Source organism: Ligilactobacillus salivarius DSM 20555 = ATCC 11741, assembly GCF_001435955.1.
Classification (GTDB): domain Bacteria; phylum Bacillota; class Bacilli; order Lactobacillales; family Lactobacillaceae; genus Ligilactobacillus; species Ligilactobacillus salivarius.
Genome location: NZ_AYYT01000011.1, coordinates 1 through 23923 on the forward strand (window position 1 = coordinate 1; position 23923 = coordinate 23923).

At 33.5% G+C, this 23923-nt stretch carries 26 protein-coding genes, 1 riboswitch and 1 other annotated feature; of the genes, 14 read left to right on the forward strand and 12 right to left on the reverse strand.

The window, feature by feature from the left end; all coding sequences use genetic code 11:
- Positions 1 to 166: 166 nt before the first annotated feature.
- Positions 167 to 685, forward strand: coding sequence for a GNAT family N-acetyltransferase (locus FC55_RS05940; RefSeq protein WP_035150116.1), 519 nt, complete (start codon positions 167 to 169; stop codon positions 683 to 685).
- A gap of 411 nt (positions 686 to 1096) precedes the next feature.
- Here the strand turns inward: FC55_RS05940 and FC55_RS05945 are convergent, their stop codons facing one another.
- Complete coding sequence (locus FC55_RS05945; RefSeq protein WP_003700992.1) at positions 1097 to 1597, reverse strand: ECF transporter S component; 501 nt, start codon at positions 1595 to 1597, stop codon at positions 1097 to 1099.
- Complete coding sequence (locus FC55_RS05950) at positions 1587 to 2432, reverse strand: PfkB family carbohydrate kinase (protein WP_003700994.1); 846 nt, start codon at positions 2430 to 2432, stop codon at positions 1587 to 1589. The genes FC55_RS05945 and FC55_RS05950 overlap by 11 nt, the downstream gene beginning before the upstream one ends.
- A gap of 178 nt (positions 2433 to 2610) precedes the next feature.
- Between FC55_RS05950 and FC55_RS05955 the strand changes: the two genes are divergently transcribed.
- Complete coding sequence (locus tag FC55_RS05955) at positions 2611 to 3204, forward strand: SdpI family protein (protein WP_003700995.1); 594 nt, start codon at positions 2611 to 2613, stop codon at positions 3202 to 3204.
- 35 nt (positions 3205 to 3239) lie between these two features.
- Here FC55_RS05955 and FC55_RS05960 read toward each other — a convergent pair whose 3' ends face one another.
- The 3 genes from FC55_RS05960 to thiT form a co-directional block, all read right to left on the reverse strand.
- Positions 3240 to 4085 carry a D-amino acid aminotransferase gene (locus FC55_RS05960; RefSeq protein ID WP_003700996.1) on the reverse strand — a complete coding sequence of 282 codons (846 nt, stop codon included), beginning with the start codon at positions 4083 to 4085 and terminating at the stop codon, positions 3240 to 3242.
- A 128-nt stretch (positions 4086 to 4213) separates the two neighbouring features.
- Positions 4214 to 6115 (reverse strand): M13 family metallopeptidase, encoded by a 1902-nt coding sequence (locus FC55_RS05965; RefSeq protein ID WP_003700997.1) that lies wholly within the window; start codon positions 6113 to 6115, stop codon positions 4214 to 4216.
- Positions 6116 to 6245: 130 nt separating this feature from the next.
- The gene (gene thiT, locus FC55_RS05970; RefSeq protein ID WP_003700998.1) at positions 6246 to 6803 is read right to left on the reverse strand and encodes an energy-coupled thiamine transporter ThiT; all 558 of its coding nucleotides are present in this window, start codon (positions 6801 to 6803) and stop codon (positions 6246 to 6248) included.
- Between the two features lie 77 nt (positions 6804 to 6880).
- Positions 6881 to 6979, reverse strand: a riboswitch (TPP riboswitch).
- A 179-nt stretch (positions 6980 to 7158) separates the two neighbouring features.
- On the opposite strand from thiT, the gene FC55_RS05975 reads away from it, so the two are divergent.
- The 3 genes from FC55_RS05975 to FC55_RS05985 all read left to right on the forward strand — a co-directional run bounded on the left by FC55_RS05975 (position 7159) and on the right by FC55_RS05985 (position 9188).
- Positions 7159 to 7773, forward strand: a complete 615-nt coding sequence (locus FC55_RS05975; RefSeq protein WP_003701000.1) for a TetR/AcrR family transcriptional regulator — start codon at positions 7159 to 7161, stop codon at positions 7771 to 7773.
- A 122-nt stretch (positions 7774 to 7895) separates the two neighbouring features.
- Positions 7896 to 8672: an RNA-binding cell elongation regulator Jag/EloR gene (gene jag, locus FC55_RS05980; RefSeq protein WP_003701001.1), complete on the forward strand. Its 777-nt coding sequence runs from the start codon at positions 7896 to 7898 to the stop codon at positions 8670 to 8672.
- Between the two features lie 33 nt (positions 8673 to 8705).
- Entirely contained in the window at positions 8706 to 9188 is a 483-nt protein-coding gene (locus tag FC55_RS05985) for a MarR family winged helix-turn-helix transcriptional regulator (RefSeq protein ID WP_003701002.1), read from the forward strand.
- Between the two features lie 52 nt (positions 9189 to 9240).
- Here FC55_RS05985 and FC55_RS05990 read toward each other — a convergent pair whose 3' ends face one another.
- From FC55_RS05990 to FC55_RS06000, 3 genes are all read right to left on the reverse strand, one after another.
- Positions 9241 to 9567 (reverse strand): AzlD domain-containing protein, encoded by a 327-nt coding sequence (locus FC55_RS05990; RefSeq protein ID WP_003701003.1) that lies wholly within the window; start codon positions 9565 to 9567, stop codon positions 9241 to 9243.
- A complete protein-coding gene (locus FC55_RS05995; RefSeq protein ID WP_003701004.1) occupies positions 9554 to 10261 on the reverse strand; it encodes an AzlC family ABC transporter permease in 708 nt (235 codons plus the stop codon). Before FC55_RS05995 ends, FC55_RS05990 begins: the two co-directional genes overlap by 14 nt.
- A 70-nt stretch (positions 10262 to 10331) precedes the next feature.
- A complete protein-coding gene (locus FC55_RS06000) occupies positions 10332 to 10799 on the reverse strand; it encodes a nucleoside 2-deoxyribosyltransferase (RefSeq protein ID WP_003701005.1) in 468 nt (155 codons plus the stop codon).
- Positions 10800 to 11033: 234 nt separating this feature from the next.
- On the opposite strand from FC55_RS06000, the gene FC55_RS06005 reads away from it, so the two are divergent.
- A complete protein-coding gene (locus FC55_RS06005) occupies positions 11034 to 11771 on the forward strand; it encodes a deoxynucleoside kinase (protein ID WP_003701006.1) in 738 nt (245 codons plus the stop codon).
- A 163-nt stretch (positions 11772 to 11934) separates the two neighbouring features.
- Positions 11935 to 13629 carry an oleate hydratase gene (locus tag FC55_RS06010; protein ID WP_003701008.1) on the forward strand — a complete coding sequence of 565 codons (1695 nt, stop codon included), beginning with the start codon at positions 11935 to 11937 and terminating at the stop codon, positions 13627 to 13629.
- A 47-nt stretch (positions 13630 to 13676) separates the two neighbouring features.
- Here FC55_RS06010 and FC55_RS06015 read toward each other — a convergent pair whose 3' ends face one another.
- Positions 13677 to 13991 (reverse strand): ArsR/SmtB family transcription factor, encoded by a 315-nt coding sequence (locus FC55_RS06015; protein WP_003704272.1) that lies wholly within the window; start codon positions 13989 to 13991, stop codon positions 13677 to 13679.
- Between the two features lie 150 nt (positions 13992 to 14141).
- Here FC55_RS06015 and FC55_RS06020 point away from each other — a divergent pair, with 150 nt between their 5' ends.
- Positions 14142 to 16073, forward strand: coding sequence for a heavy metal translocating P-type ATPase (locus FC55_RS06020; protein ID WP_035150120.1), 1932 nt, complete (start codon positions 14142 to 14144; stop codon positions 16071 to 16073).
- A gap of 52 nt (positions 16074 to 16125) precedes the next feature.
- Here the strand turns inward: FC55_RS06020 and FC55_RS06025 are convergent, their stop codons facing one another.
- Positions 16126 to 16728, reverse strand: coding sequence for a nitroreductase family protein (locus tag FC55_RS06025; protein WP_003701011.1), 603 nt, complete (start codon positions 16726 to 16728; stop codon positions 16126 to 16128).
- A 368-nt stretch (positions 16729 to 17096) separates the two neighbouring features.
- Between FC55_RS06025 and FC55_RS06030 the strand changes: the two genes are divergently transcribed.
- On the forward strand, positions 17097 to 17927 hold the full coding sequence (locus FC55_RS06030; RefSeq protein ID WP_003701012.1) for a DNA/RNA non-specific endonuclease: 831 nt from the start codon (positions 17097 to 17099) through the stop codon (positions 17925 to 17927).
- Between the two features lie 55 nt (positions 17928 to 17982).
- Here FC55_RS06030 and FC55_RS06035 read toward each other — a convergent pair whose 3' ends face one another.
- A complete protein-coding gene (locus FC55_RS06035) occupies positions 17983 to 18249 on the reverse strand; it encodes a hypothetical protein (protein WP_003701014.1) in 267 nt (88 codons plus the stop codon).
- A 162-nt stretch (positions 18250 to 18411) separates the two neighbouring features.
- Positions 18412 to 18661, forward strand: a binding site (T-box leader).
- A 127-nt stretch (positions 18662 to 18788) separates the two neighbouring features.
- On the opposite strand from FC55_RS06035, the gene brnQ reads away from it, so the two are divergent.
- Entirely contained in the window at positions 18789 to 20171 is a 1383-nt protein-coding gene (brnQ, locus tag FC55_RS06040) for a branched-chain amino acid transport system II carrier protein (protein ID WP_003701015.1), read from the forward strand.
- Positions 20172 to 20316: 145 nt separating this feature from the next.
- Positions 20317 to 20841: a dihydroxyacetone kinase transcriptional activator DhaS gene (gene dhaS / locus FC55_RS06045; RefSeq protein WP_003704309.1), complete on the forward strand. Its 525-nt coding sequence runs from the start codon at positions 20317 to 20319 to the stop codon at positions 20839 to 20841.
- Here the strand turns inward: dhaS and dhaQ are convergent, their stop codons facing one another.
- Positions 20842 to 21798 (reverse strand): DhaKLM operon coactivator DhaQ, encoded by a 957-nt coding sequence (dhaQ, locus tag FC55_RS06050; protein WP_035150124.1) that lies wholly within the window; start codon positions 21796 to 21798, stop codon positions 20842 to 20844. It lies immediately after the preceding gene.
- A gap of 145 nt (positions 21799 to 21943) precedes the next feature.
- Here dhaQ and dhaK point away from each other — a divergent pair, with 145 nt between their 5' ends.
- The 3 genes from dhaK to dhaM are packed head-to-tail and all read left to right on the forward strand — an operon-like array spanning position 21944 to position 23920.
- Positions 21944 to 22939 (forward strand): dihydroxyacetone kinase subunit DhaK, encoded by a 996-nt coding sequence (gene dhaK / locus FC55_RS06055; protein WP_003701020.1) that lies wholly within the window; start codon positions 21944 to 21946, stop codon positions 22937 to 22939.
- A gap of 28 nt (positions 22940 to 22967) precedes the next feature.
- The gene (dhaL, locus tag FC55_RS06060; RefSeq protein WP_003701021.1) at positions 22968 to 23552 is read left to right on the forward strand and encodes a dihydroxyacetone kinase subunit DhaL; all 585 of its coding nucleotides are present in this window, start codon (positions 22968 to 22970) and stop codon (positions 23550 to 23552) included.
- On the forward strand, positions 23552 to 23920 hold the full coding sequence (gene dhaM, locus FC55_RS06065; RefSeq protein WP_003701022.1) for a dihydroxyacetone kinase phosphoryl donor subunit DhaM: 369 nt from the start codon (positions 23552 to 23554) through the stop codon (positions 23918 to 23920). Before dhaL ends, dhaM begins: the two co-directional genes overlap by 1 nt.
- The last annotated feature ends 3 nt before the right edge of the window (positions 23921 to 23923 follow it).

Here is a 23923-nt window from a genome sequence, read left to right on the forward strand (position 1 = left end):
CTCTGCCAGCTGAGCTAACCACCCATAGCGTATCAACAAAAAATATATTACCAGAATTTATAACGTTATGCAAGAATTTTTTTTAAAATAAGTTATTTCTAGAGTATTTCCACTGAAAACATGTATAATATAAAGCAAAATTCTAATGAGAGGCAGGAAGAAATATATGGCTGTGATCTATACTAGAAAAGCTACGATTGATGATTTAGATAAAATTATGTCAATTGTTGAAGATGCAAGAGCATTGTTTAAAAATGATAAAATTCCTCAATGGCAAGGAGGTTATCCTGATGAAGAACGATTTAAAGAAGATATAAATAATGAAGAAGCCTACGTACTGGTAGTAGGTGATGAAGTAGCAGGTATAGGAGTATTAACTACTGAGCGACAAGAAAATTATGATGCCATAGAAGAAGGTAGTTGGAAACGTGATGATGATTATGCGGCTATTCATCGTGCCGCAATTTCAAGTAAATTCAGAGGAATGCATCTAAGCAATTACTTATTTAGTGGACTAATTACAATTGGCATTCAAAAAGGATATAAAGATTTTAGAATAGATACTCATCCGGGAAATGAACGAATGAAAGGATTATCAGAAAAGTTTGGTTTTGAAAAACGTGGCATAATTTATGTTGATGAAAAAATTGAACCAATCAGATATGCTTATGAACTAAATTTATAAAGTGAAAAATAAGGTTGAAAAGTTTAGCGACTTTTCAACCTTATTGCGTCTAGTTGTTAAGAGCCCGACTTAGCTAACTAAGAGTGAGTGAACATTAGTTACAAACTCTGAAAATTCCCAGTTAAATCAGAATTATGACATATTCCAAGGAGAATGTGTTCCAAGAATCTAACTCAAGGGATATAGATTCTTGGATTGGAAAATGGAACTAATATTATCAACTTTAAAGCTAGTTAAAGCCCATCTGTATTATAGCATGTTTGCTTTTGAAAATAATATTTTTTTCAACATTTCATTGAAAATGTCTTGCAAAAAGTAAAAATGACGATATAAATATAGGACCAATTTTCTAATTTATGCAAATCAAACGTTTACTTGCACAAATTAGAAAATTGGTCCTATATCCAAAACCTACTTTACTAATTTTCTTAATCTCCAGAATAGAGGGACTGCTACAAGAGCACCAACTAATCCTTGAATGACATTCATAGGAACAGCTATGATACCAGTGGAGAACTTGTAAAGAAGAGAGTCAGAAACTAAATATCCTAAAACCATAAATAATACACCGGCAATTAAAGAAACAATAAGTGATTTAGCAGAAATTTTCTTATCTTCGGTTAATTTACCAACGATAAAGCCTTCTAATCCATGAACAATCAAAGAAAATACCATATATTGAGGATAACCAGAAATTAAATCTAACAAAAATCCACTAAGGCCGCCAACAACACCGCCTTTTTTAGAACCAAAAAGCCAAGCTGCTAGAAAAATACCAGTATCACAGAGATTGACATTTCCATGTGTCATAGGAATAGGTATCAAAAAAACACGAGCAATAGCGACGTTAGCAGCCACAATAACAGCAAGTAAGGTAAGTTGGTGTGTATTAACTAAATTATTAGTTTTCATAATTTTCACCTTCGTTTTCAAGAATTAATAGTTGTAATAAACGAGATAGATTGATTCCATAGCGACGTTCGCGATGCGATGTAGCTGTTTCCATTAAAGCATTAAAGGTTAATTTAGTAGTCTTTTTGACAGCTTGATGGAAATCTTTTCCATGCCATAGAAAGCTTGTTAGTAAGGCTGAAAAAACATCGCCACTTCCATAAAAGTGACCAGGCAATTGAGGATATGAACAAAACGTTACTTCTCCATCTTGCTCATAAACACAGCCGTGCTTATTTTCGAAAACAATATCAGTGATTACCACATTTCCGCCAGGATGAATTAGTTTTTTCATTGCTAACAGTAACTTGGTCAAACTCTCATAGGAGTTATCAAGTTCAGTTAATCCTGTTAAGAATTTAGCTTCGGTTAGATTAGGTGTGGTAACAGTCGCATGTTGTAACAATTTCTTTATTGTAGCAAGGTGATTATCATCTAAACCGGGATAAAAAGCACCATCATCAGCAAATGCAGGATCGATAACTACTAAATCAAGTGAATGACTTTCAATAAAATGAAGTAATTCTTGCCCAACAACTTGATTATTAAAATAACCAATTAATATCCCAGAAAAATCAAGTTGTTCTTTTGACCAATGATCGAAAGTAGATTTAATCCAATTCTCTGTTGGTAAAATGGCGGGAGTACCAAATCCTTCAGATTGAGTTGATAAGACACTTGTAGGTAGTACCGCTACGGGAATGTTCTGACATTGAAGTATAGGGGTGGCAACTGTTAGAGAAAGATCCCCTACAGCAGACAGATCTTCTGCTACGAGAAGCTGTTTGTTTTCCATTATCAATCCCCCAATATAATATATTGTGTTTAATTATATTTTAATTTTAATTTAATTTCAAGTTGTAAAAAGTCTGTCAAGAACTTATGTTAACTTGTTAATGATAAAAAGAAGAATTTAGGGGGAATGTGATATATTGAACATAGATAATAGTTATTAGTTAAGAAGGAGGGAAATTATGAAAGTTATAAAAAATAATATATTGGTTATAATTCTGATTTTGATGGTGCTGATATCAATCGCTGTATATGGTATTTTACCAACACGTTTGCCTATACATTTTACCTTAACTGGAACTGTTGATGGTACAGCACCTAAATTGGAGGGTATCAGTTTTATGCCGGTTATGGAATTAATCTTGTGGCTGATAAGCAGTTTTGGGATTAAAGACATCAATCTAAAAAAAGTAATAGATGGTATAGGAATAATATTATTTCTAGCACAGTTAGCAATAATAGGTGTAGCTTTGAAATCTACAGCAAATATTAACATGATTAATGCAGTTGCTTTGTCATGTATGATCATCATCATAGCTTTAATGACAAGAAATAACAAAATTAATCGCTATATTGGCATTAGAACCACTAGAATTATGAGTAGCGATAAAATTTGGAAAAAGACTAATACTTTTGCAAGTAACTTGTTATTGGCAGTAGGTGGTATTGGACTTATTTTAGCTGTATTTCTAAGTAACATGTCAGTTGTAATAATAATTGTATTACTATTAATGGCCGTGGTAGGGTCAATAGTATATTCTTACTATGTAAAATAAAAAAATCGAGAAGCAAAGTTCTCGATTTTTTTCGTTTAACGACTTACAGTTTCAGCATTATATTTCTTAGCATAAGCATCTTGCAAAATCTTTAAAGTCTTTCCATCTTTTCCACCAACAGGCTGACCATCAAGCTCGACTGCACGAATACCTAGGCAAGCTGAAGAGCTAACAATAACTTCATCAGCATTTCTAAGATCATCCATAGTGAATGGTGCTTCAGAAGTAGGAATATTATTTTCTTTTGCTAATTGCAAGAGATGTTTCAAAGTAATTCCTGGCAAGATTAAATTATCTCTAGGTGGGGAACAGAGAACGCCATCTTTTAGAATTAAGATGTTAGAGTGTGCGCATTCTGTAACTCTGTCACCGCGATGGAAGACTACTTCTTGGCAATGACTCTCATTAGCCTTTTGACTTGCAATAACGTTTGGAAGTAAATTCAAAGTCTTAATATTGCAATGTAAGAAGCGGGTGTCTTCGCGAGATATAAGTTTATATTCAGTATCAAATGGAACTAAACCATAAGGAGCAGTAAAAATTAATAAATTAGGTTGGCTATCTTCTGGGAAAATATGGTTACGTAAACCAGAACCACGTGAAGTTTGCCAATAAAGGATACCAGTATCAACTTCGTTAGCATCAATAACAGCGTAAAGCTTTTCTTTAAGTTCATCGCGATTTAAAGGGAAATCGATCTCTAGTAGGCGACAACTATTATAAAAACGATCAAGATGATCTTCTAAGGCAAATGCAACATTGTTCTTAAATGTAGTTGCATCGTAGCAACCATCACCAAAATAAAGTGCACGATCAGTAGCAGGCACCTTAAGTTCATTTAAATCAGCGATAGTACCATTGTAGTATCCAACTTGCTTCATAAAAATCACTCCAATTCTAAATATGATCTAGTAGCAACATCGTTACAACAATTTTAAGATCTAAATGGCAACGTTGTCAATTTATATTAATAAAAAAACCAGAAGCTTAACTTCTGATTTCTTAAATTCTACCAAATATTTACACGTTTTTCAGGAGCGAGATACATCTTATCATCTGATGTGATCTCAAATGTTGTATAAAAATCAGCTAGATTCTTAGGTTGAACATTAGCACGTAATACGTGAGGAGCATGAACATCAATTGATAATAATAATTTTTGACGTTCAATTGAAGACTTCATTCTCCAAATGCGAGCCCAGTTAATGAAGAAGGCTTTTAAATCAACATCTGGTTCACTCTTAGCAGCTTCTAATGCACAACTTAGACCACCAGCATCAGCGATATTTTCTGAAACTACAAGCTTTCCATTAACTTTACCTGCTTCAGTTTCTAGACCATCAAATTCAGCAATCATATCTTGAGCAAGTCCTTGGAAATGTTTCAAATCTTCATCAGTCCACCAATTGTGTAAATTACCAAACTCATCAAACTGAGCACCATTATTGTCAAATGCGTGTGAAATTTCATGAGCAATTACCGCACCAATTCCACCAAAGTTTTCACTTGAAGATTGATCTAAGCTATAAAATGGAGCTTGAAGAATAGCTGCTGGGAAAACAATGATATTAAATGAAGGATTATAATAAGCATTTACCATGTGAGCTGGCATTTCCCAACGACTTCTATCAACATCTTTACCCCAACGATCATAATGTTCCTTAAGGCTAATTTGAGTAAAGTTTAAGTCATTAGTAACTAAATCTGCATCTTCATCGACAACAAACTTAGTGTAAAGTGGATCTAACTTATCAGGATAACCTACATTTATTCCCAAAGTATTAAGCTTAACAATAGCTTTTTGGCGAGTATCATCACTCAACCAATCATTGGAAGCAAGGCGATTTTTATAAACATCAATCATCTTTTCTACCATATGATGAACATCAGCCTTAGCTTTAGCACCAAAATATTTATGTGCATAATATAATCCAACTACTTGACTAAATTGACCAGTAGCAAGGTAAAAGGCAGCTTTTGGGGCTTTCATAGCTTCTTTAGAACCAGACAAAGCACGAGAATATGTGCCAGCTAGAACACGAGTATCATCATCCAATAAGGTACTTACACTGATGAGAGTTTTTACTAAAAGCCAACTCTTGAAGTTTTCGAAAGTATCAGGATTAATCAAAGTTTCTAATGCTTCATAATATTTAGGTTCATCCACAATGACTTGATCAGGAGTTTGACCGATCAATTTCTTAGCAAAAGCTCCTAAATCTACACTCTTACTGAATGCTGTATAATCTTCAAAACTGTACTTATTATAGGATTTAGCATAATCAGCACGTTCGGTACTATCTTTTTGAACAGGAGCAAGTGACTTATCAAAAGCAAGCGCCTTTTCTAAAGTTGCTTGTGCAAAGTCATTGTCATAGCCAGCACGCTCAAACAAGGCAAGTACCATTTGACGATAAACACTGAGTAATGCTTCAGCTTGAGGGTGATTTTCTTCATAGTAGGTTTTATCTGGCAAAATTAAGCTAGGTACAGATGCATATAGGGCATAGTGTTGAGTATCTTTCATATCAGGTTCAACATATAATGGGAAAGGATTAGGTAGTCCCATCATAGTTAAATCATAGAGCTTTTCTTGCCAATCATTGATGTCTTTTAATGAAGTAATCTTATCAAAGTATTGTTTGGCAGGTTTAAATCCATCAGCATTACGCTTTTCAAAATTGGAAACGAGACGATAATATTTAATGAATTCATTTAAGTATTTATCATTAGATATTGCTTCACCTGTCATAAAATTGGCGAAATCTTCCATTAAAGTTTTTTCAATATCATCGGCTAAATCATAAAAGCCACCTGTAGCAGCCTTATCAGCTGGAATTTTAGCAGTCTTTAACCAGTCGCCGTTGACAGCCATATATAAGTCATCTTTTATTAATTCGTTATTAACCATGAATCCATCTCCTTAGAATATTTAATCTTATTTTAATGTAATCTGTAATTTTTTTAAAGCATAAGGCAATGTTGGTTAAAAAAATAGCCTGAAAATTACAATAGAATTTCCAGACTATAAAAATATCGAATTAAGATAATGCAAATATTCGATCTGCTTTTCTTTCTAAAGCAACGACAACGATGCCGGCTAAGACTAGATTGAATAGGAAACTACCACCATTAACAAATAAGGAGTAGAGTACAGGACTCATACCTTTTGGTGCATAGGATCCCCAGAAAATAATGCCAGCAATAAAGTGGCAGAAATATTTAGCAAATACGGCGATGAAAACAGCTAACAAACTGCGACTGAAAATTACATGCCAATTATTGTTGCTTAGTGCTTGCTTAATTTGATTGGAATAAATTCCAGCTAAACCAACAACCATGTTAGCTACAGGGTATTCCAAAATTCCTTGAGTAACTGTAAGAATAGAAGCACGACCAATTAAAATTGGAAGTAATCCCCAAAGTAATCCAGACAAAAGACCAGCTTTTAGACCACGGCGAATACTAAAAATTACGATTGGAATAATTCCCAAAGAAATATCGAACCATTCAACCGTTGGTACAACAGCACTTAGTACAGTGGCAATCGCAGCCATCAAAGCGCCTTCTAATAAAATTAATAGTTTTTCTTTGTACATAAAAAAGCCCCTCCTTGTGTGAACTCGATTAGAGCCAACACAAAGACGGTATGAATATCAGATTTATTTGTAGTTATATCTGATTTACTACACATTCCTACGCTCGCATTAACGAACAGGTTCAAAGGGTCTGAATAACTTCACTCTCAGCCAAAAAGGCTCCCCTTGTGCTAGTCAAATCTATCTTCACATAATATTGTACAAAGCACATTATAAATGAAAAGGTATTCAATTTCAAGGGTGATGCTTACTGAAATCATTTGTGAAATAAAAGATATGAAAGTTCGGTTTTTTCCTGTATACTGAAAAAGAACTGTTTTAATGAGTGTACAAAACAGAGAGGATTGGATGAATTTTGAAAAAGACAGAACTCAAGTTGGAGAGTGGACTGGTTAAGGCTTTGGAAAATGAATCATTTAACCAGTTGACAGTTGCGGAATTGGTAGCTGCCGCCGGTATTAGTCGTAGATCGTTTTATATATACTATAAAGATAAGTATGAATTTTTGAATGATGTTAGAAGTAGGATTTTAAAAGGTATTAAACAGGCGATGGAAGCCGATAGAAAAGTCATTGAACAGTTTGAAGTCCGCAGATTGCAGACAGATGAAGAAAAGTATTTATCAACACATGATGAATTTTATAAATTAGCCGTTTTTATTAATGAAAATAGTGATATGGTGCGTACTTTATTTTCAAGAAATGCAACAATAGATTTTTATCGTGATTTTATGGATTTATTAAAAGAAGAAATAACTATTCGTAATTCTTTTCATAAAATAACGTATGGGACAATGATACCTAACAGATATGCAGAGGAGATATTTGCAGGTGAAATCATAAGTACGATTAGAATTTGGGTATCAAACTATAATAAAGAATCAATGGAAAGTATCGATGAATTCCTTGATATTTTAGGGAAAATCCAAATTATTTCTCCATATCATTTATTTAGACCAATAAAGGAATAGTATACTATTTGTGCAAAATTATATAGTTTAAAATAAGTTTTCATGATATAATTATTTGTGCAATTTATGGCAAAAAAATATAATAGTAGTTTGATAAAAATTGTGAAAGGGGGAAGATTTTGATGCAATACACGGGAGAAACTATTGATTCTGCCATAAGTAAAGGATTGCAAGATTTGAGTGTAGATAGAGAAAATGTAGAGATTGAAGTCATCTCTCATGGTCGCAAAGGATTCCTGGGATTAGGAAAAAAGCCAGCAGTTATAGAATTGACTGTGAACTCAAGTGTGCAAACTGAAAGTGATACTAAACCTCAATTAGAGATTGTATCTGAGGATCAAGTAGATAGAGAATCAGAAACTTTAGATAACGAGGATAGTAAAAACATTGAAATAAATAGTGAGAAAGTAGAAAAAGAAAATCAAAATAATTTAGATGTGGTTATTCAAAATTTAGGTTACTATCTAGCTGATATAACTAAGCAGCTGGGAATAGAGGCTGTTATAGATGTTAGCCAAGGGAAAAGGGTAGTTTACTATAATTTTGATACTGAACTAGAAGGTTTATTAATAGGAAAACATGGTAGAACGTTAAATTCCTTACAACTACTAGCGCAAGATTACTTCGATAAGCATAAAAATAATAATCGAAGAATTCGTATTATGTTAAATGTAGCTGATTATCGTGAGCGAAGAGAAGAAACCTTGAACAATTTAGCTCAGAAAAAAGCACATGAAGCTATAATTTCTAGAAGTCAAATTAGTTTAGAGCCAATGCCAGCGTTTGAAAGAAAGATTATTCATTCATCCTTAGCTAAAGATGAGCATGTTAAAACTTTTTCGCGAGGTTCAGAGCCTTATCGTTATGTAATTATTGCACCAGCGAAAGCTAAATATTAATATGATAATTAAAAAGAAAGAAGTGACGGTAATATGTTAGAACATAAGCCAAATAAATTAGAAAATGAACTATGTTTTGCTGTTTACACAGCTCAAAAATTCTATAATCGTTTTTATACAGAATCATTGAAAGAATTTAAGTTAACTTACCCACAATACATCACATTATTGGTATTATGGGAAGAACAACGCCCAATGATGATCAAAGAATTAGGTGAACGTTTAGGCCTAGATACAGGTACTTTGACACCATTATTGAAACGTATGGAAAAAAATGGTTGGGTAACTCGTGAACGTACAGGTGAAGATGGACGTAAGGTATTTGTTTCCTTAACAGACTACTCAGTTAAAATGGAAGCAGAAATTAAATCACACGTACAAGATTGTTTTGAAAATGTTGATATGACACAAGCAGAATATAAGAAGAACGTTGAGCTTGTTAAAGAAATTGGGGACAAGATTTACGATAATAACCGTGAATTAGAAGAACGCCAAAGAAGAAGATTACGTTCATAATTGAAGATGTTAAAAGGCTATGTAGCTTACCAATGTTAAGCTGCATAGCCTTTTAAATTACCATACGAATGAGAGCTAATGAGATAATTCCCACAATAACTGTGATCAAAAGATTTTTAGAAATAATAGTACTGATTAGGGTTGGCAAAGATGCCAGAAGATTTTCATAGTTAATGCCAGGAAGACGCCCCAAGTGTTGAGTGAAAAGTTGACTAAACCATAAGGCAGACATAATAACAATTGGAACAAAGCTCAGATATTCAATAACAATTGCTGGTAAAGAAAATTTCTTAAGTAAAATAAATGGCAATACTTTTGAAAGCCACATTGCAAATCCACAACCAATGATTGTGAATAAGACATAATTAAAAGAAGACATGTTTCAACACCATCCCTACTGCACACCCTAATAATGTGATAATAATAATTAAAAGATTGCTAGGTATAAAAATAAGTCCTAAATAAACAAGGATAAAGGTAGCAACTACTACTAAAAGCTGTAGACTTAATTTTAATGACTTATCAGAAATCATTTGTAGGTATAACAAACCTATAAACATAGCTACCAAGGCAAAATCGATTCCTAGATTAGTGGGATTTTCGATAAAATTTCCCACTAAAGCACCTAAAACTGAAGAGAAAAACCAGACGAAGTATGCGAACCAATTGGCTGTGTCAAACCAAGCAAAATTGAGCTTATTATTTGTATAGTTGAGTTTATTCATTGCCAAAGCAAAGCTTTCATCTGTTAACAAGGATCCAATTAGGATATTATGTAACATACTATCGTTTTTGAAGTATTTAGCAGTTACTAAACTCATTAAAATCATACGTGAATTAACGAGAAAAGCAGCTGTAATGATGGAAATAATAGGACTATGTACTAACAGCATACTTACGATAATAAATTGTGCAGATCCTCCGTAGGCAATCAAGCTCATAAGACCAGCTTGCAAAGCCGACAAACCAGCAGCTTTACTAACAATCCCAAAAGCAATTCCAATACCAATATAGCCGAATGCAGTAGGAAGAACTTCTTTAATTGCTGTTTTACGATTAAGTTCAGCATTCATAAATAACACCTTCTTAAAAAAATATATAAAAAACTACCAGTAACATGATAATACTGGTAGTGAAAAGAGTTTAGATAACTGGGCGATTAGCTAATTTAGGCATCAATTCATTGAAATCATAATTTGCTAAATCAGATAATTCACCTTTGCTTGCGTCAAAGTAAGCTGTAAGAGCTTGAGAAATCATGAGATTCAATTCCTTTTCAGCATCGAATTGAACTACAATGACAGGTGTATTAGTACCAAAAGCAAGGCCAATTTCAAAAGCTGTACCAGAATCAGCTTCGTTATCACTTTCTTCTTTCTTATAATCAATAATTGCAACTACAGCATCAGCAGTATAAATATTATTGATATCAAGAGTAAAAGTAGCTTTTTGCCATTCTAGTGATCCGAATTCAGCATGTTCATATGAATGTTCTTCAGGTACAAAAATACTAGATACAGTTTTGTTAGCTTCAAGAGCTTCTTTTACTTGATTGATACGGTCGTGTTGGCCATCACTGAAAAATGGAGCCGCAAGATAAATTTTAGCCATTACAATTCTCCTCAAATATGTATATTAATTAATGATGATACAACATATGGTACCTTAATATTATTTTAAATACAAGATACCGAAAAATAATTCTTTATTTTTTAGGTTAAGATGTGTATTATTATATAGGAAAGTCTGGTTTGTATCAGAACTTTATTGAAATGCTGCTGCGTGTAGCATATTTTTTTGCTTACAATTACGGATATTTAGAAAAGAAAGGATGCTTCAATCATTTTGATTACATTATCGGGTATTATTGGCTCTGGCAAGTCAAGTTTAACAGAAATTTTAGCGAAAGAATTAGGGACTAAAGCATACTATGAACCAGTAAAGGATAACCCTGTATTACCAATTTTTTATAAGGGAAATGAAATTGCTGCTAAAAAGCGTGCTGAGGGGGATAAGGAAGCAACTAATCCATATGCTTACTTATTACAAACATTCTTTTTAAATCGTCGTTTTGCGATGATAAAGAAAGCTATGCAAGATGATAACAACATTTTGGATCGTTCAATCTATGAAGATGAAATCTTTATGCGTATGAACACTGAAATGGGAAATGCAACTCAAGTAGAATATGATATCTATAAGAGTTTATTGCACAACATGATGGAAGAATTACCACTTGCTTCACATAAAAAATCACCTGACTTGATGATCACAATCAAAGTTTCATATGAAACAATGATTAAGAGAATTGAAAAACGTGGTCGTGATTATGAATTAATTGAAAAAGATCCTTCCTTGGTAGATTACTATCAAAGACTATTGAAGCATTACGATATCTGGATGAAGGAATATGATGCTTCACCACTTTTGATCATTGACGGTGATAAATACGACTTTATGGAAAGTAAGGAAGATCGTGTTCAAGTTCTAGAAACTGTAGAAAATAAATTGTTAGAGCTAGGTAATATTAGTGAAGAACAATTTGAACATTTAAGAAAGAAACATCAAGCATTTTTAAATTAAGAAAACTAGGAATCGGGCTTTAGATCCGATTTTTTTTATATTATTAAAATCCATTAAATATTGATACATTTTTATTAAAATGTCGAATATCTCTTTTAGTGACGACAAAAAAGTTTATAATATATATTGAAAACGTTTTTAAAAGTTTTGTGAGGTGATCTTTATGAGGAAGAAGAAAGCTATAATGATAGGTGCCGGTTTAGCAAATATGGCTGGTGCAGTTTATTTGATCCAAGAAGGAAATTGGGATGGTAAAGATATTACTTTCTATGCTTTAGATACACATGGCGCTAATGACGGATCTACTGCTTCTGAAGCTGCTGAAGAATATTGGAATAAAAATCATCCAATGGAAAATACAAAGGGATTTATTGCTCGTGGTGGACGTATGTTAAACTATCGTACATACGTTGATTTGATGGATTTATTGGACAGAATTCCATCAGTTACAGAACCAGGCATGACGGCTGCTGAAGATACACGTGATTTTGATAGTAAACATCGTACCTATGATAAAGCTCGTTTGCTTCAAGGCGGCAAGGGCATCGTTGATGGTCACAAGCTTGGCTTAAATAATCTAGACAGAATATTACTTTCACGTTTAGTTATGATGCCTGATAATCAAGAAGAAAAGCTAGATAATGTAACAATTGCAGAATATTTTGAAGATTCACCACATATTTTCCAAACTAATTTCTGGTACATGTGGGAAACAACTTTTGCATTTAGAACACAATCATCAGCTCAAGAATTAAGACGTTACATGCATCAGATGATTTATGAATTTACTCAAATTGAACATTTAGTAGGGGTAAATCGTACACGTTACAACCAATATGAAAGTATTATGTTACCACTAATTAAGTATCTTGAAGGACAAGGATGTAATTTTGTTATGAATAGACGAGTTACAGATTTTGAATTTAAAGATACACCAATGCAAGATGAAATTACTGTAACTGGTTTAGAAATGGAAAACATCGAACAAGGCACAGTAGAACACGTAACTGTAGATGATGAAACAGTTGTCTTCTTTACTAACGGATCTATCACAGATTCTGCAACTTTAGGTGATTTCAACACGCCAGCTCCTGAAAATATGGATTATGGGGCAGCTTCATCATTATGGAAGAAAGCATGCGAAAGATTTTATAACCTGGGAAATCCTGATAAATTCTTCAATGATAGAGATGCATCAGAATGGGTAAGTTTTACTTTAACAACTAAGAATCATATTTTATTAAATGAAATCACTAGAATTACAACACAAGTTCCAGGAAATGCTTTAAATTCATTCATTTCAACTGAACCTATTACACCATTAGGACATAAAGATGTTAATATGTCGATTGTTGTACATCACCAACCACACTTTACAACACAAAAAGCTAATGAATCTGTAATTTGGGGATACTTCTTATATCCACGTCGTCGAGGAGAATTTGTTGATAAACAATATATCAAGATGACAGGTAAAGAAATGTTGCAAGAATTGATAGGACAATTATCTAAAGTAGATCCTGGTCCACACAATATCATGGACTTAGAAGATGAAATTATGGACAGTGTTATCAATTGTATCCCAGTATACATGCCATATGCTTCAGCATTATTTAACAATCGTGCTAAGAGTGATCGTCCAGAAGTAATTCCAAAGCATTCTACAAACTTAGCATTTACTGGAGAATTTGTAGAACAACCATATCAAATGGTATTTACTGAACAAAGTGCAGTTCGTTCAGGTGAAGTTGCTGCATTCCATTTTGCAGGAGTGTCAGAGGCTAAACTAGTTAAGAATCCACGCTTTGATAAAGATCCAAGAGTATTGCTTAGAGCAACGAAGAGAATGTTTGAATAGAGATAAAGAAAGAGTGCTAGAGAATTGAAATTTTCTCAGCACTCTTTTTAAATATCATCTTCACTGATATGTTCTTTGACTTGTTTAAAAATCATAATAATATGTTTATCTGCTAAACTATATAAAATTCTTTGACCATCACGTCGACCAGATACAAGACCTGTTTGACGTAACAGTTTAAGTTGATGAGAGATAGCAGATTGTGAAACTCCAATTTCAGAAGTGATTTCTGAGACTGAAAGTTCACGTTCATATAATAGATACAAAATTTTGTAGCGAGTATAGTCTCCAAATGCTTTAAATATTTGGACACTACGTTGAGTTTCTTCTTCTGAAGGTAATTTTGCAAAATGTTCTTTCATATAGTTCACCAAAACTAATTCTACCATTACTAGCAAAAAAAGACACGCAAAAAAGTTATAAGCTGGATTGATAGGGAAATGAAAACGTGTTATACTCTAGATGTAAATATATGAGCATATATTCATAATTTTAGAAAGTAGGTGTTTATTATGAGCTTAATAAAAAGAATGTCACCAGATGAGAAAAAAGAAAGTGGAGTAATTGCACTTTGCTTAATGCTTTTGATTCTCGCTCATTTTATACCGAAAAATATAACGATAGTTCTGTACATAGTAATTTATATTATTTCAGCTTATCCAATTTTAAAAGAAGCGATAGAAAATATACTTCATGGTAAGTGGTTTGACGAGAATTTTTTGATGTCGGTAGCTACAGTTGGGGCTTTAGCGATTGGACAATTTTCTGAAGCTATTGCAGTTATGTTATTTTATCGTGTAGGTGAAATATTTGAAGATTTAGCGATAGAAAATTCTAAAAAATCAATAACTAACTTACTAGATATTCGACCTGAATATGCTAATTTAGAATTGAATGGTAAATTACAGCAAGTTAAGCCAGAGTTATTAAACAAGGGTGACATAATCATTGTTAATCCAGGAGAGAAAATAGCGGTTGATGGAGTTGTTGAATCTGGAGAGGCATATTTAAATACTGCAGCTCTAACTGGTGAAACCAAACCCTTGTTAGTTACTAAGGATAGTCAGGTTTTAAGTGGAATGATTGTTGAAAATAGTGCCCTTAGGATAAGAGTAAGTAAAGAGTATAAAGATTCTACCGTAGTAAAGATTTTAGAATTAGTACAAAATGCTAGTGAAAAAAAGACAAAGACAGAGAATTTTATTACTAAATTTTCTCAGATATATACTCCAGTAATAGTAATATCTGCGATCATGTTAGCTAGCATCCCACCATTATTTTTAGGACAAGAATTCCAAGTATGGCTATATCGAGCTTTGATTTTTCTAGTTATTTCCTGCCCGTGTGCTTTAGTTATCTCAATACCATTAAGTTATTTTGGTGGAATTGGTGCAAGCTCTAGGGCTGGTATCTTAGTTAAAGGAAGCAATTACCTAGAGGCGCTTAGTCAAGCTAAAGCTGTTATTTTCGATAAGACAGGCACTTTAACTAGAGGTGAATTTTTTGTAACTCAAATTATACCTGCAAATGGAGTAAGCAAGAAAGAAATCGTAAAATTAGCTGCAATCGCTGAATCATCTTCTCCACACCCAATTGCCCGTTCGATTGTTAAAAATTACCCGGGAAATATTGCGCGAGTAAGCAATGTTGAAGAACTAGTAGGCCTAGGTGTTAGAGCTGAATATCAAGGTGATACTATTAGTGTAGGTAATATGAAGCTGATGAATAAGCTTCATATTGACGGAGTATCAACAATAGAAGATACTACAGGAACTGTCGTCTATGTAGCTCTAAATAATGAATATTTTGGTGCAATAGAAGTCTCAGATATGATAAAGAATGATGCTAAAGTAGCTATTCAAGGTCTTAAGAATGTAGGAATAGACAATGTTACTATGCTTACAGGGGATAAAAAGATTGTTGGGGAAAGTGTAGCTGAAAAATTAGCTATCCCTAATGTAAAGACCGAATTATTACCACAAGATAAAGTAACAGAAGTTGAGAAAATCAAATCTGAGATAGGTGATAAAGGTAAAGTGATCTTTGTAGGTGATGGCTTAAATGATACTCCAGTTTTAGCTAGTGCCGATGTAGGCGTTGCAATGGGGGCATTAGGTTCAGATGCGGCAGTTGAAGTAGCAGATGTTGTTTTGATGAAAGATAATCCAACTGCTGTTACCAAAGCAATAAAAATTGCTAGAAAGACAAAGGTAATCGTATGGGAAAATATTATCTTTGCTTTAGTAGTAAAAGCAATTTTCCTTTTGATAGGTGCACTAGGAATAGCGACAATGTGGGAAGCTGTATTTGCTGATGTAGGGGTAACCTTCATAGCTATTTTAAATGCTTTACGTTTATTGAAGATAAAGGAAGAAAATGAAAAAATAAATAAGTATCCACACTCTAAAACAGAAAAGTATAAAGTAGAAGTTAATGAAGTATAAAAAAGCGTTGAGAGTTTTTCTCAACGCTTTTGATATATATAACGACTAATAATTAGTCGATTAACTTGAATTGTTCAGCTTCGTCTAAGAATTCTTTATCACCAGCTGGAGCTTCGATAGAACCGAATGGCATTTGTGCACGTAATGTCCATTCTGCTGGAAGATCAAATTCTTTCTTGATATCATCATCAATTAGTGGGTTATAGTGTTGTAAGCTAGCACCAATACCTTGTTCTGCTAAAGCAGTCCATACAGCTTGTTGAGCACCACCAATACCTTGTTCTGCCCATGTTGCGAAGTTATCAGCATATAATGGAAATGCTTCTTCTAATTCATGAACTTTAGGTGTGTTTGTAAAGTAAAGGATTGTACCAAAACCTGCACGGAAGCTAGCGATTTTTGCTTGAGTATTCTTGAATGCTTCGTCATCATCAACAACTTTACGTAAGTTAGCTTCAACGATGTCCCATACTTTATTTGATTTTTCACCAAATAATACAACAGCTCTTACTGTTTGGCTGTGGAAAGCTGTAGGAGATTGTTGAATAGTTGTTTTTACTAAGTTAAAGATGTCATTTTTATCAGCAGTAACATTTTCACCAATAGCGTAAATTGAGCGACGTTTTTTTTGTAATTCGTTAAATTTTGATTCCATTATTAATTACCTCTTTTTCAATTATGTTGTGTTCAATAAGTACACATATAATATAACAGATTACAAAAAGTAAGTAAATAGAAAATACTAATTTTTTGTAATTAAAATGATTGATTTATTTTTTATAAATCTTAAAATTTTATTCAATAAAAGTTCACAAATTCTTCAAAAATAAAAAGTAGTATAAGTGAGTACTCAGTTTAGAGTATGTTTTTTGAAAGCATAGTTCCCAGCTGATGAACTGGGAATAACCCTTAAATATATTTCCTTTTTCTCCGCAGTTTCCCTAGCTGTGGAGTTTTTTTATGCTTTAAATAATCTAAAAAGTATTGTAAAATTTATTTAGAATATGTGTTCGGAGGGTTAAAATGGCAAGAAAAAAGAAAAATAAATCAAATAAATTTATGAGATGGTTAGCTACCGTTGCTGTAGGGGTTGCTTTAGCAGCAGTAGGGGTTAATACAAATCATATTAGTACACCATTTAATAATGAGGTTGCAAGTAGTAGTACATATAACAAAAAGGATTACACTCCTACTGAGGAACAAGCAAGTGTAGTATTAACAGATAATGTACGCCAACAATTAGGTGGTAATTTAAGCTTTAATAGGGCAGGAGCTTTCATTGTAAATAATAATAAGACTAACTTAAATACAAAAGTTTCTAGTGCACCATATGCTGTTAATGAGGTTGATTCATTGAATCGACCAACTGTTGCGAATGCTTGGCTAAATAGAACTAGTCGTCAATATAAAAATCGTCAAGCTACAGGAAATGGGCGTACAAGTTGGAAGCCACAAGGATTTAGACAGGTACAAAACTTGCCAGGTAGATTCAAGCATGCTTATGATAGAGGACATTTATTAGCATATGCGCTTGTGGGAAATGTTAGAGGGTTTGATGCTTCTGAGTCTAATGAAAAGAATATAGCTACTCAAACTGCATGGGCTAATGAATCAGCTTCTAAGGATTCTACCGGACAAAATTACTACGAAGGATTGGTAAGAAAAGCTTTAGATAGAAACAAGCAGGTTCGTTATCGTGTGACAGATGTCTATGATGGTAATAATCTAGTGCCAGCAGGAGCACATTTGGAAGCTAAATCATCAGATGGTTCGCTAGAATTTAATGTATTTGTGCCTAATGTACAAACTAACATAAATATTAATTATGCTACAGGACAAGCTACTAGAAAATAGAAAAAATGGTAAATCGATTTTTGATTTACCATTTTTATTTTTTGAAAAATTTAAATTAATTAACACCTGAAATAACAAAAAACTTAATAATAGAAATAAAGACCAAAAATAATTGTAGAATAAAGTCTATTTTATTGAAAATATTTTTGTCTGAAGTTGATTCATAAAAATGAAAATGGAACATCAACATAACCAATGAAGCAAACGCCAGTCCACCCAAATGAATTAGGTTGGAATCGATAATTGTCCAAATAAACAACAAAATTGTAACTACAAAGACAACGATTTTTGGAGTAGTAGTTGGATAATAAGAATTTTTCATGATAAATCAACCTCCCTGAATATAAGCTCCAACCATAGTATAACACGCTTTCAGTAAGAAAATTAAATGAGAGCTGTTATATTGGAGTTAAAAAAAACCGAAAAATGTGTTGACAAATAATTACAGTATGATTAGAATACAAAGCATAGAGATTAAATATAAAAGAACGCAATGAGAAAGAAGAGTAATTTGTTTGCCCTTTAAGCGAGCTTCGTTTGGTGAGAGGAAGTAAGACAGTAAGCAGATGAAAATCACTTTCGAGTGTTGTACCGAAATCCTAGTGAGAGTAAGGTGCATTGGGAACACCCATTACAGTGTTAGCGTATCGCCTAGACGTAGGCCGTACGTGAAAGGTAGCTGCAGCGATGTAGCTATAAATGCAGGGTGGTACCACGCGATAGGCGTCCTTGAATCGAGTAGTCGATTTAGGGGCGTCTATTTTTTTATTGCGTGCAAACTGAGAGTAACCAATCCGGAAGGTGCTTAATTAGTTGCTATATTTTTTCTAATAAATGAGAATTTGATGAGGGTATGATTTTATGGAGAAATTAGTAGAAAGAAAATTAACTAAAAAAGATTATTTTGTCGTTAGTTCGTTGCTATTTGCATTATTTTTCGGAGCTGGGAACTTAATTTTCCCACTACATTTAGGACAATTGGCAGGTCATAATTGGCTTCCTGCTACACTAGGATTTTTAGTAACAGGTGTTTTGTTACCATTGCTATCAGTTCTAGCTATCGCAATCACACGTTCTAAAGGTGTTTATGATGTAGGTTTACCACTAGGCCCAACTTTTGCTTTAGTATTTATGGTATTAATTCATGCTACAATCGGACCATTATTTGGTACTCCAAGAACAGCTACTGTTTCATTTACGGTTGGTTTGGCACCATTAGTTCCACAACAATATCAACAAGTAGCATTATTTGGTTTCTCTGCATTATTCTTTTTAGCAGCATTTTTATTATCATATAAAGAAAATAACATCGCATCTAATTTAGGTAAGGTTTTAAATCCAGTATTTTTGGTATTATTATTCTTAGTATTCTTGGTATCATTCTTAAAACCAATGGGTAGTGTTTCTCAAGCAGCACCTACTGCACAATATCTACATGGTGCATTTACTAATGGATTTTTAGAAGGTTATAACACAATGGATGCTTTGGCAGGTTTAGCTTTTGGTGTTACTGTTGTTACAGCCGTTCGTGCAATGGGTAAAAAACGTGAAAAGAGTGTTGCTGCCGTTACTGCTAAAGCTGGTTTCTTCTCAATGAGTGCAGTTGCAGTAATCTACTTACTTCTAATTGTTGTAGGCGCAATGTCATTAGGTAGATTTAAATTATCCGCTGATGGTGGTGTAGCATTTTCTCAAATTGTTAATGCTTATGCAGGTTCATTTGGTCAAGCTGTATTGGCTACATTAATCACAGTTACATGTTTAACAACAGCGGTAGGTTTGGTTGCAGCTTTTGCTCAAGATTTCCATGCACATTTTCCAAAGGTTAGTTATCACACATGGTTGGCATTATCATGCTTAGCATCATTCTTAACAGCTAACTTTGGATTAGAACAAATCATCGCTTGGTCAACTCCAATGTTAATGTTCTTATATCCATTATCAATGGTATTGATCCTATTATCTGTATTTTCACCTTTATTCAAGCGTGATGGTGCAGTATACTTCATGGTAGTTCTATTTACTGTAGTTCCAGCATTCTTTGATATGGTAGTTGCATTCCCAGCAGTTGTTAGTCAAAGCGCATTTGGTAAAGCAGTTGCAGCATTTAGATTGCATTACTTACCATTAGCTAGTATCGGATTATCATGGGTAGTTCCAGCATTAGTTGGATTAGTATTAGGATTAGGGGTTTACTTCTATAAGAAGGCTAGAGTATCTGTAGGAGTAACTGAAAAAGAATAGATTATAAATGTTAAAATATCGAAGTGCGTGTAGTGTATGCTATACGCACTTTTTGCGGTGTCTAGAATTATATTGGGAATTTTGTTATTATTTTATATAAAAGATGTTTGATTTTATTTGGATTTGTTTAGATGAGGTGCCAAATATGAGCTATATATTACAAAAGAAAATTGCTAATACTTTTCGTGAACAGATAATGAAAAAGGGTTTTAATCATGTTTCAGTAAGTTCTTTAATGAGAATATTAGATATCAGACGCCAAACTTTTTATGACAGTTTTCAAGACAAATATGATCTGCTAGAGTGGCAATTAAATGACACCTTGGAAGAAACAATTGATAATAATATTGACTACCTTCATTGGAAAGAAATTTTAAAGTTGTTCATTTACGAAATAGATGCTCATAAACGCTACTATTATGAATGTTTAACGGTACAAACCGAGGTTAATGTAGCAGATATTTTTGCGACACATTTGGTAGTATTATTAGCTCATGTGCTAGAAAGGCAGGAGCTTATCTCAAATAAAAAAGCACAGGATAATATGTGGATCCTATGCTTAGGTATATCTACAACTATAATTCACAATGTTACGACACCCAATCCGGTAGATTATGAATTAATTGTAAAACAAGCAATTAATGCAATTGAATATTCTTTTGAGAGTTAATTACCAAGCTGGAACATTAACGGGAGCTTGCAAGGCGTGAAGCCAGTCAGCATCTTCAACTTTTAATAATGATAGAGAAATCCCGTTAATTCCATAAGATGAAAGAAAAGTACCGACTTTATCGAATGCGATATTGATATTATCTAAAGCCAATAAAGAACAAACATCATTATTAAAAATCAAATTTTCAATAGGTGTAGTACCACCTAGAGAATTGATTAGAACAACAAATGTATCACCCTTGTACCATTGGAAATTTAAGCGCAATTTGGCTATCAACTCTCTAGCAAGTAATTCAGAAGACTTAAATTCTTCTTTGCGATAGCCAGGCTCACCATGAATACCAATTCCGTAGTATATTTCATTATCTTTTAGGTTAAAATTATCTCCAGAAAAAGCCACACCGATAGTTTTTAGGTTCTCTGTTAAATGCTGACCAATCATTTCAAGAGTATCAATATTAGCTCCTTTTTGGGCATAGTAGCCGAGAATTTTATGAATTAGGACAGTTCCAGCTACACCACGCCGTCTTTTTTCAAAGGATGAATCTACTGAGACATCATCTCTAACAATAACCATTCCAATTTGCCAGCCTTCATCTTCTAAAGTTACTTTAGCTTGAGTAAAAGCAGCAACATCTTTAGGAAAGTTTTTGACAATGTAAAAGGCTTTTTTAAGTTTAGTTGTTTTTTTAGTAACTGTAATTATTTCTTCTGGAGTAGGTGGTTCAAATAATTCTCCAGTAATTGAAGCACTTAGCATCCCAGACCCAACAAATCCCCAGTGAGCAGGATCATGACCAGCACCACCACCTGAAATTAAAGGAATGTGTTCATCATTAAAATTTCTATCTATAAATCCAAATATTCCTGAAACCTGCTTAAGAGATGGATAAGCAAGCTTGATACCTTGGATTGTGTTTTCTAAAGAAATATCATGTGTGTTTGTTAATCTCATATTAATCACTTCCATACTATTAGTATAATAATACCTTATGGGATAGAGTAACGGACAGATTTAAGATATTGTCCACTATAATTGAAAGCGTTTATATTATACAATCGAGTTGTAAATAATCATAGTTCGACATGGAGGTATAGTCATGAAGAAAATTATCAATAATCCAGCAGATGTTGTTCCAGAAATGGTTAATGGAATGGTTCGTTTATATCCACAATATATTGAAAAGATTGATGGTACTGAAGTAATGGTGCGTAGTGACAAAGAATCTATGCAAGGTAAAGTAGGTATTGTCAGTGGTGGTGGTAGTGGGCATGAACCATCACATGCAGGATTTGTAGGTAAAGGTATGTTGAGTGCAGCAGTTGCAGGGCAAGTATTTACCTCTCCAACACCTGATCAAATATATGAAGCAATCAAAGCTGTTGATAGCGGCAAAGGTGTATTTTTAGTTATTAAAAATTATTCTGGCGATGTAATGAACTTCGATATGGCTAAAGATATGGCAGAAATGGATGATATTGAAGTTAAATCAATTATTGTTAATGATGATATTGCCGTAGAAGATAGTTTGTATACACAAGGCCGCCGTGGTGTAGCCGGAACTGTATTAATGCATAAAATCTTAGGTGCTGCAGCAGATCAAGGTGCAAGTTTAGATGAAATAGAAGAATTGGCTAAGAAAGTATTACCTAACTTGAAGACTATTGGGGTAGCTTTATCAGCAGCAACTGTTCCAGAAGTTGGCAAACCAGGATTTGAATTAGCTGAAGACGAAATTGAATATGGTGTAGGAATTCATAGTGAACCTGGCTATAGAAGAGAAAAAATTAAGCCATCCAAAGAATTGGTAGCAGAATTAATTGAAAAACTTGATGAAGAACTTCATTTAGATAAGGATAAGAAATATGCTGTTTTAATTAATGGTATGGGTGCAACTCCATTAATGGAACAATATGTATTTGGTAACGATGTGCTAGATGCATTGGAAGCAAAAGGTGTTAAACCAGTATTTACGAAAGCTGGTAATTATATGACATCAATTGAAATGGCTGGTATTTCTTTAACAATATTTGAATTAGCTGAAGATAAGTGGCTAGAATATTTAAATTATCCAGTAGAAACAATTGCATGGTAAAAAGCTTAGGTAGGGAAGGAAGATTGAAATGTTAGTAACTAAAGAAAACTTAGAAAAATGGTTAGAAATATTTGGTGATTTAATTGAAACTAACAAGGCATATCTTAGTGATTTAGATACACCAATTGGAGATGGAGATCATGGTAATAACATGGCTCGTGGTATGGCTGCAGTTAAAGAAACTTTAGCAAGTAAGCAACCAGAAGATATTGTTGGAGTATTTAAGGTTACAGCGATGTCCTTGATTAGTAAAGTTGGTGGTGCTTCTGGTCCTTTATATGGAACTGCATTTTTAGAAATGGCCAAAGCTAGTGCTAAGACAGATGATTTAGCAGAATTAATGGAATTAGCTTTAGCTGGAATTAAGAAACGTGGTGGAGCTGAAGCTGGAGATAAGACAATGGTGGATGTTTGGACGGTATTAGTACCAAAATTGAAAGATAATAGTCTAACTCAAGCAGATATTGATGCAGCAGTTGAATCTACAAAGGATATGGTTGCCAAGAAAGGTCGTGCTTCTTACTTAGGTGAACGTTCAGTTGGACATTTAGACCCAGGTGCTGTATCAAGTGGTTACCTATTTACAGCCCTTTTAGAAGCGGGGGTTATGTAATGAGTTTTGGAATTACAATTGTTTCTCACGTTTATGAAGTTGCTAATGGATTGCCAAGATTGTTGACTCAGGTAGCTAAGGATGTTCCTATTACAACAGCTGGTGGAACTGAAGATAATGATGTTGGGACAAGTATGGAAAAAATCATGAATGCTTTTGAAGAAAATGATGCTGATGAAATTTTGGCTTTCTATGATTTAGGAAGTGCAAAAATGAACTTAGAGATGGCGATCGAAATGACAGATAAAAAAGTTCATCTCTATGATGTTGCTTTAATCGAAGGAGCATATACAGCAGCAACACTTCTTGAAGCAGGAGTAGATTTACAGGAAGTAGAAAAGCAGTTAGAACCACTAAAAATTAAATAGAGG